This is a genomic window from Streptomyces sp. NPDC051684 (assembly GCF_044453445.1).
Taxonomy (GTDB): domain Bacteria; phylum Actinomycetota; class Actinomycetes; order Streptomycetales; family Streptomycetaceae; genus Streptomyces.
On the sequence record NZ_JBITCS010000061.1, the window covers coordinates 21,904 to 29,927 of the forward strand.

General features: G+C 72.5%; 7 protein-coding genes. 4 read left to right on the forward strand and 3 right to left on the reverse strand.

Features of this window, described 5'->3' with window-relative positions; all coding sequences use genetic code 11:
• Positions 1-111 precede the first annotated feature (111 nt).
• The 3 genes from ACIA8D_RS39580 to ACIA8D_RS39590 are packed head-to-tail and all read left to right on the forward strand — an operon-like array spanning position 112 to position 2,985.
• Complete coding sequence (locus tag ACIA8D_RS39580; RefSeq protein ID WP_399239969.1) at positions 112-669, forward strand: cysteine dioxygenase; 558 nt, start codon at positions 112-114, stop codon at positions 667-669.
• Positions 670-712: 43 nt separating this feature from the next.
• Positions 713-1,684, forward strand: coding sequence for a 2-phospho-L-lactate transferase (gene cofD / locus ACIA8D_RS39585; RefSeq protein ID WP_399239971.1), 972 nt, complete (start codon positions 713-715; stop codon positions 1,682-1,684).
• The gene (locus ACIA8D_RS39590) at positions 1,681-2,985 is read left to right on the forward strand and encodes a coenzyme F420-0:L-glutamate ligase (RefSeq protein ID WP_399239973.1); all 1,305 of its coding nucleotides are present in this window, start codon (positions 1,681-1,683) and stop codon (positions 2,983-2,985) included. Before cofD ends, ACIA8D_RS39590 begins: the two co-directional genes overlap by 4 nt.
• A 76-nt stretch (positions 2,986-3,061) precedes the next feature.
• Here the strand turns inward: ACIA8D_RS39590 and ACIA8D_RS39595 are convergent, their stop codons facing one another.
• From ACIA8D_RS39595 to ACIA8D_RS39605, 3 genes are all read right to left on the reverse strand, one after another.
• Entirely contained in the window at positions 3,062-4,087 is a 1,026-nt protein-coding gene (locus ACIA8D_RS39595) for a DNA-3-methyladenine glycosylase family protein (protein ID WP_399239976.1), read from the reverse strand.
• 383 nt (positions 4,088-4,470) lie between these two features.
• A complete protein-coding gene (locus ACIA8D_RS39600; protein ID WP_399239979.1) occupies positions 4,471-5,553 on the reverse strand; it encodes a sugar phosphate nucleotidyltransferase in 1,083 nt (360 codons plus the stop codon).
• Between the two features lie 91 nt (positions 5,554-5,644).
• Complete coding sequence (locus tag ACIA8D_RS39605; RefSeq protein WP_399239981.1) at positions 5,645-6,916, reverse strand: peptidoglycan recognition protein; 1,272 nt, start codon at positions 6,914-6,916, stop codon at positions 5,645-5,647.
• Positions 6,917-7,158: 242 nt separating this feature from the next.
• Here ACIA8D_RS39605 and ACIA8D_RS39610 point away from each other — a divergent pair, with 242 nt between their 5' ends.
• Positions 7,159-7,914 (forward strand): TIGR03089 family protein, encoded by a 756-nt coding sequence (locus tag ACIA8D_RS39610; RefSeq protein WP_399239983.1) that lies wholly within the window; start codon positions 7,159-7,161, stop codon positions 7,912-7,914.
• The last annotated feature ends 110 nt before the right edge of the window (positions 7,915-8,024 follow it).

The window sequence follows — 8,024 nt, forward strand, 5'->3', positions numbered from 1 at the left end:
TTGCTGTTGCTGTTCCAGCTGTTGAGTCGTTGAGCCCAGAGCTCCGACCGCGCTTCTTCTCATCCAGTACGGCCCTGTGCACCGCACTCACTTGAGGAACACCACCACCCCATGAACAGCGACAGCGACCTCCAGATCGCCGGCGACCTCTTCGAAGTACCGCACCTGCTGCAGCCCGCCCGGGAACACCCCGAGACGGTGGCCGAGTTCGTCGGCCTCGCGCGCTCCATCGCCGCCGACCGCTCCCAGTGGGAGCACCTCGTCGAGTACGACGCCACGACCCGCTGGTACCACCGCCTGCGCACCGTTCCCCAAGCTCTCGAATCCGCACGAGCAGGGGAGACCCCATTCGGCTACGAGGTGTGGCTGCTGTCGTGGGTGCCCGGTCAGGGCAGCGGGCGGCACGACCACGGCCTCTCCTCCGGCGTACTGACGCTGCTGGAAGGCAAACTGACGGAGCGTACGGAAGGGGGCGTGCGCGCGCTCGGCACCGGCGCGCAGCGGGTTTTCGCGCCCGGGTACGTCCACGAGGTCGTCAACGACTCCCTGGAGCCCGCGGTCAGCCTGCACGTCTACTTCCCCGGCCTGACCGAGATGCCGATGCACACGCCCACCTGCTCGGTCGCCGAAGGCACCACGGAAGGCGCCGCGGAAGGCGCCACTGTCTGAGACCGGCCGACGCGTTGTCAGAGGTGCCTGCGATGCTGGGCACATGCGCATTGTGGTTCTGGCAGGCGGCATCGGTGGTGCCCGGTTCCTTCGCGGTCTCAAGCAGGCCGCGCCGGACGGCACGGCCATCACCGTCATCGGCAACACCGGGGACGACATCCACCTCTTCGGCCTGAAGGTCTGTCCGGACCTCGACACGGTGATGTACACGCTGGGCGGCGGCATCAACGAGGAGCAGGGCTGGGGACGCACGGACGAGGCGTTCACGGTCAAGGAGGAGCTCGCGGCGTACGGGGTCGGACCCAAGTGGTTCGGGCTCGGCGACCGGGACTTCGCGACGCACATCGTCCGGACGCAGATGCTGAGCGCCGGCTACCCGCTCAGCGCGGTCACCGAGGCGCTGTGCGAGCGGTGGCAGCCGGGCGTGCGGCTCCTGCCCATGTCGGACGACCGCGTGGAGACGCACGTGGCGGTCGATGTGGACGGCGAGCGCAAGGCCGTGCACTTCCAGGAGTACTGGGTGAAGCTGCGCGCCTCCGTGGACGCGCAGGCCGTCGTGCCGGTGGGGGCCGCCGAGGCGAAGCCCGCGCCGGGCGTCCTCGAGGCCATCGCCGAGGCCGACGTGATCATCTTCCCGCCGTCGAACCCCGTGGTGAGCGTCGGGACGATCCTGGCGGTCCCGGGTATCCGGGAGGCCATCGCCGAGGCGGGCGCGCCCGTCATCGGGCTCTCGCCGATCGTCGGTGACGCGCCGGTGCGCGGCATGGCCGACAAGGTGCTCGCGGCGGTGGGCGTGGAGTCCAGCGCGGCGGCCGTCGCCGAGCACTACGGGGCGGGGCTGCTCGACGGATGGCTGGTCGACACGGTCGACGGGAAGGCCGTGCAGCGCGTCGAGGCGGCCGGGATCCGCTGCCGGGCCGTGCCGCTGATGATGACGGACCCCGTGGAGGGCACCGCCGCCGCGGAGATGGCGCGCGAGGCGCTGAAGCTCGCCGAGGAGGTGCGCGGCGCGTGACACAGGCCCCTTCGTTCCAGGCCTGGGCCGTCCCCGGGCTCCCCGAGGTGCGGGAGGGCGACGACCTCGCGAAGCTGATCGTCGCCGCCGAACCGGGGCTCGTCGACGGTGACGTGCTGCTCGTGACCTCGAAGATCGTCAGCAAGGCCGAGGGGCGGGTGCTCCGGGCCGACGACCGGGAGACCGCGATAGACGCCGAGACCGTACGGGTCGTGGCGCGGCGCGGACCCCTGCGGATCGTCGAGAACAAGCTGGGGCTCGTGATGGCCGCGGCCGGGGTCGACGCCTCCAACACCCCCGCCGGGACGGTGCTGCTGCTGCCCGAGGACCCGGACGCCTCGGCCGCCGCCATCCGGGAGGGCGTGCGCGACGCGCTGGGTGTCGAGGTCGGGGTCGTCGTCACCGACACCTTCGGCAGGCCGTGGCGCAACGGTCTTACCGATGTCGCCATCGGGGCGGCGGGCGTGCGCGTACTCGACGACCTGCGGGGCGGCACGGACGCGTACGGGAATCCGCTCAGCGCCACCGTGGTGGCCACGGCCGACGAGCTGGCGGCCGCGGGCGACCTCGTGAAGGGGAAGGCCGGGGGCCTGCCGGTCGCCGTGGTGCGGGGTCTTGGCCCGGCCGTCGCCCAAGAACAGGGCGGCTCCGCGCGGGAGTTGGTGCGGGTCGCGCGCGACGACATGTTCCGGCTGGGCACGTCGGAGGCGGTACGGGAGGCCGTGACGCAGCGGCGGACCGTACGGGCGTTCACCGACGAGCCGGTCGATCCGGGGGCCGTGCGGCGGGCCGTCGCCGCGGCCGTCACGGCGCCCGCGCCGCATCACACCACTCCCTGGCGGTTCGTGCTCCTGGAGTCGGAGGAGTCCCGGGTGCGGCTGCTCGATGCCATGCGGGACGCGTGGGTCGCGGATCTGCGGCGGGACGGCAAGAGCGAGGAGTCGATCGCGAAGCGGGTGCGGCGCGGGGACGTGCTGCGCAACGCGCCCTACTTGGTGGTGCCCTGTCTCGTGATGGACGGGTCGCACACGTACGGGGACGCGCGGCGGGATGCCGCCGAGCGGGAGATGTTCGTCGTGGCCACCGGGGCCGGGGTGCAGAACTTCCTGGTCGCGCTGGCCGGGGAGCGGCTCGGGTCCGCGTGGGTGTCGTCGACGATGTTCTGCCGGGATGTCGTGCGGGACGTGCTCGGGCTGCCCGGGTCGTGGGATCCGATGGGGGCCGTCGCCGTGGGGCATGCGGCGGGGGCGCCGGGGGTGCGGCCGGAGCGGGTCGTCTCCGACTTTGTCGAGGTGCGGTAGGGCGAAGTGCGGTTTGGCGAGGTGTCGTAGGGGGGCGCGGGCGGTTTTGCGGTGGGCTCCCTCACTTCATCCCGCCTCACCACTCCGCGATGTTCACCCTGCGCATCTTGGGCTGCCTGCGCGGCGGTGAGACGCCGCTGAGCATGATCAGGCGGGCCGCCCGGTGGCGCTGGCCCGCGTACGGGGCCAGGAGCTCCAGCATGTCCTCGTCCGTCGCGTTCCTGTTGGCGGCGAGGGCGTGGCCGACGATGCCGGGCAGGTGCAGATCGCCCGTCGTCACCTCGTCGGGGGCGCCGTGCGTGCGCTGGACCGTCTCCGCGGAGGTCCAGGGGCCGATGCCGGGGACGAGTTCGAGGCGGGTGCGGGCCTCCCCCGGCTCCATCAGCGCCGCCTCCTCCAGGCGGCGGGCCACCTTCACCGCGCGCAGGATCGTCGAGGCGCGCTTGTTGTCCACGCCCGCCCTGTGCCACTCCCACGACGGGATCAGGGACCAGGTGCGCGGGTCCGGCATCACACGCATGCGCAGGTCCTCGCCGGCCGGGCCGGGGGCCGGTTCGCCGTACTTGTTCAGGAGCAGGCGCCAGGCGCGGTACGCCTCGTCCGTCGTGATCTTCTGTTCCAGGATCGACGGGATCAGGGATTCGAGGACCAGGCCCGTGCGGGTGAGGCGGAGGCCGGGGCGGCGGTGGGTCGTTCGGGCGACGAGGCGGTGGCGGGGTTCAAAGGCGGACGGGTCGTCCGACTCGCCGAGGAGGTCGGGGAGTTGAGCCAGGAACCAGTCGGCGCCCTGGCCCCAGGCGTGGGCGCGGATCGTGCCGTCGGGCTCCGCGGTCATGCGGAGGGTGGCCGGGCCCTGAGGGGTGCGGCTGGCTCGCCACAGGGCGCCGTCCGGTGTGGTGCGGAAGGTGGGGTCGGCGGGGCCTCTGCGCAGGGGGCCGAGGGTGAGGCCCAGGTGGAGGGGGGTTTCGGGGGTGTGGGTGTGGGTGTGGGGGGCGGTGGGAGTGAGGGCCGGGGTGGGGGCGGGTACGCGGGGGGCGCCGCCGCGCACCGTGGTGCGGGTGGGTGGGGGTTGCGTACGGGGGGTGTGTCGGCGGCCGGCCACGGGGTCCTTCGGGTCACTGGGGTCTCGGGTGGGTCTTCGAGGGTAGGGGGTTTTCTCCCCCAGCCCGCCCCTTCCCGAAAGTGCCCCTTCGGGGCCGGGTGGTCGACGTCACGGGCTCCGCCCCGGGCCCCGCTGCTCAAGCGCCGCAGGGGCTTGAGATGGTGCCGCGCCTCAAGCGCCACAGGGACCTGAGAGCGCGACCGGCGTCCCGCTCGCGGGGCTCCGCTGCTCAAGCGCCGCAGGGGCTTGAAATGGCACGGCACCTCAAGCGCCCGCCGCAGGGGCTTGAAATGGCGCCACGCCTCAAGCACCCCAGGGACCTGAGGTGGTGCCGGGTCTCGAGCGCCGCAAGGGCTTGAGCAGTCGAGGCGTTGGTCAGGGTGTCACTGGTCCGACGTGAAGCGGATCGAGGCCGGGGGCAAGGTCGCGTTGCACCATACGCGGGCGCCCGACTGGAGTTCGTTGTCCGGGCCCACGTGGGCGCCGTCGCCTATGACCGCGTCCTTGAGGGTCGTGCGGGCGCCCACGCGGGCCGCCGTGCCGACCAGGGAGTCGGTGATCACCGCGCCCGGTTCGATCACGGCGTCGGGCAGGATCGCGGAGCCGGAGATGCGGGCCCCCTCGCCGATCAGCGCGCCCTCGCTCACGACCGTGCCCTCGGTGAGCTTCGCGTCCGGGGCCACCCGTGCCGACGGCAGGACCAGGCGGTCGCCCCGGCGGCCCGGGACCGCGGGCGACGGGGCGCGGCCCATGACCAGGTCGGCGGAGCCGCGGACGAAGGCCTGAGGGGTGCCGAGGTCCAGCCAGTAGGTCGAGTCGACCATGCCCTGGAGGTGGGCTCCGGAGGCCAGCAGGTCGGGGAACGTCTCGCGCTCCACCGAGACCGGGCGGCCCACAGGGATCGAGTCGATGACCGAGCGGCGGAAGACGTACGCGCCCGCGTTGATCTGGTCCGTGACGATCTCTTCGGGGGTCTGGGGCTTCTCCAGGAAGGCCGTCACCCGGCCCGTGGAGTCGGTCGGCACCAGGCCGTACGCGCGGGGGTCCTCGACGCGCGAGAGGTGGAGGGAGACGTCCGCGCCGGACGTGTCGTGCTCGTCGACCAGGGCCGCGATGTCAAGGCCCGTGAGGATGTCGCCGTTGAAGATCAGGACCGGCTCGTCGGGGCCCGAGTGCAGATGCGAGGCGACGTTGCGGATGGCGCCGCCGGTGCCGAGGGGTTCGACCTCGGTGACGTATTCGAGGTGGAGGCCGAGGCGGGAGCCGTCGCCGAAGTAGGGCTCGAAGACCTCGGCCAGATAGGAGGTGGCCAGAACGATGTGGTCGACGCCCGCCGCCTTCGCGCGCGCCAGTTGGTGCGTGAGGAACGGCACACCGGCCGCCGGGACCATCGGTTTCGGCGTGTTCACGGTGAGTGGCCGGAGTCTGGTGCCCTTGCCGCCGACCAGGAGGATCGCTTCTGTCACCTGTCGTCTCTGCTTCCTGCTGGGGCCGGCCGAACTGTCTTTCGGCCGGCCAGTGTATGCAGACCGTGCGAGGCGCCCAGGCCGGCCGGCGTCAGCGACCCTGGAGGTGGGCGGAGCTGGAGCGGGCACTTCCGAGCTTGTTGTAGAGCCGGCGTCCCGGACATTCGGTCGCGAAACCGTCCCGGTGACCGGAGATCACCTTGAGTCGTACATTCTTTCCCTTGCGGTAGAGATTGCCACCGCCCGACTTCAGATATGTCGACCCGCGCGGATTCGCGCCGTAGAGACCGAGCTTCCAGGCCGTGAGCCGTGCGATGGCCTTGACGGCCGCGGCGGGTGGGTTGGAGCTGCCGTACGAGCCCAGGACCGCGATACCCGTGCTGTTGGTGTTGAAGCCGAGGGTGTGCGCGCCCATGACCGGCTTGGCGACGCCGCCGGCCCGGCCTTCGTAGATGTTTCCGCACTTGTCCACGAGGAAGTTGTAGCCGATGTCACGCCAGCCACTGCTCTTGACGTGGTAGCGGTAGATACTGCGGATGAGTGAAGGGGCTTGCGAGCAGCGGTAGTTGTTGCCGGTGGCGCTGTGGTGGATGAACGCCGCCTTGACGGTTTTGGTGTAGCCGAGCTTGCGTTCCCGCAGCTTCTCGTTGGCGCCCCAGCCCTTGCGCGTGATGATGCGCGGGCGCGGGCCGATGAACGGGCGGGAGCCGGCCGCGGCGGTGTCCGCGCCGCGGGTCCTGAGCAGTTCGTCCTCCGTCTGCTTCTTGTCGAGGGCGGGGATGACGCCCGCGCTGGTCCCTTCCGCGCGGGAGCCCTGCGGGGGCTCGTCGCCCGGGTCGACGAGTTCGAGGCGCAGGCCCTTGGGGAGGTCGGCCGACGGTGTGGCGCGCTCGCCGGCGGGCTCGTCCGCCTTCACGCGCACCTCGACGCCGTCGCTGTCGCCGACCCAGAGCGGGGCGGTCGAGCCGTGCAGGGTGCCCGCGGCGCGCTCCGGGGTGCCCAGGTCGGGGGCGTCGTCGTTGTGGGTCTCCAGCTCCTGCCAGGTGGACCAGCGGGTGCTGTTCGTGGTGCGCGTCCGCACCTGCACCTGGCCGTGGAGCTGGGCGTCCGGGTCGTCCCAGACGACGCCGACGAGGGAGAAGGGGTGCACGTCGCGACGTGTGAGCCCTTGTTCTTGGGGGGCGCCGGCAGCGCGCGTCGAGGTGCTGCCGGGGGACGTTTCGAGGGGCAGGGACAGGGTGCTGCCGGGGACCGCTTCGCGCGTCGGGGGCGGCGCGGCGTGCGAGGCCGTGGGCAGGGCGAGCGGGAGGGCCAGGGCCGCCGCGCAGGTGACACCGATCGAGGAAGCAAGGAATCCACGCATGCGCACGATCGTGTGCGGATCCTTGGGCATCGGCCATTGGGGAGGGTCATACGGGTGTCGTGCGGCACCGGGGTTCTGGACCGTGCCGGGGTCGGCGCCCACCGTATCCGTTGCGCTGCGCCGGGGTGCCGCCTTGCCCACCCTGCCGCCCAAGGCGGCAGATTGCCCAAGGCGGTGGCGGCCGGCCGCCCCAGGCGATGGTGGCCCACCGCCGCGGGTGGGGCGTGCGTAGGGTGGTTGGCGTGAATGCTGCTGCTCGTACCCCCGCCGCCCTCCTTCAGGCCGCTCTCGACGCCGATCCGGGGCGGCCGCTCGTCACCTTCTACGACGACGCGACCGGGGAGCGCGTGGAGTTGTCCGTGGCCACGCTCGCGAACTGGGTGGCCAAGACCGCCAACCTGTTGCAGGGCGATCTGAACGCCGAACCCGGCGACCGCCTCGCCCTGTTGCTGCCCGCCCACTGGCAGAGCGCGGTGTGGCTGCTGGCCTGTTCGTCCGTCGGTGTCGTCGCCGATGTGGGCGGGGCCCCGGGCGCCGCCGATCTCGTCGTGAGCGGTCCGGACACCCTCGATGCCGCCCGCGCCTGCTCCGGTGAGCGGGTCGCGCTCGCGCTGCGGCCGCTCGGGGGCCGGTTCCCGCAGCCGCCCGAGGGCTTCCTCGACTACGCCGTCGAAGTGCCGGGGCAGGGCGACCGGTTCGCCCCCTTCGCGCCCGTCGACGCGGACGAGCCCGCGCTCGTCGTGGCGGGCGCCGAGTGGACGGGCGCGGAGGTCGTGGAGAAGGCGGCCGCCGACGCCACCGGCCTCGGCCTGACCGGACCCGGCTCGCGACTCCTGTCGGGCCTGGCGTACGACACGTGGCAGGGGCTCGCCGCGGGCCTCTACGCGCCGCTGTCCACCGGCGGTTCCGTCGTGCTGTGCCGCAACCTGGACCGGCTCGACGAGGAGTCCCTGGCCAAGCGCGTGGAGAGCGAACGGGTCACCGCGACCGCCCGCTGACCTCGCAGGGCGACGCAGCTAGGGCTTGTCGTTTGGATCAGGCCGGATCAGGGAGCGGGGCCTGGTGCGTGCGATCGCAAGGCGGAGGAGGGAGGCGACGCGGAGCGTCG

Coding starts and splice junctions, on each gene's coding strand:
- ACIA8D_RS39605 (WP_399239981.1), bottom strand. CDS start 6,916: ATGCGTGGATTCCTTGCTTCCTCGATCGGTGTCACCTGCGCGGCGGCC.
- cofD (WP_399239971.1), top strand. CDS start 713: ATGCGCATTGTGGTTCTGGCAGGCGGCATCGGTGGTGCCCGGTTCCTT.
- ACIA8D_RS39580 (WP_399239969.1), top strand. CDS start 112: ATGAACAGCGACAGCGACCTCCAGATCGCCGGCGACCTCTTCGAAGTA.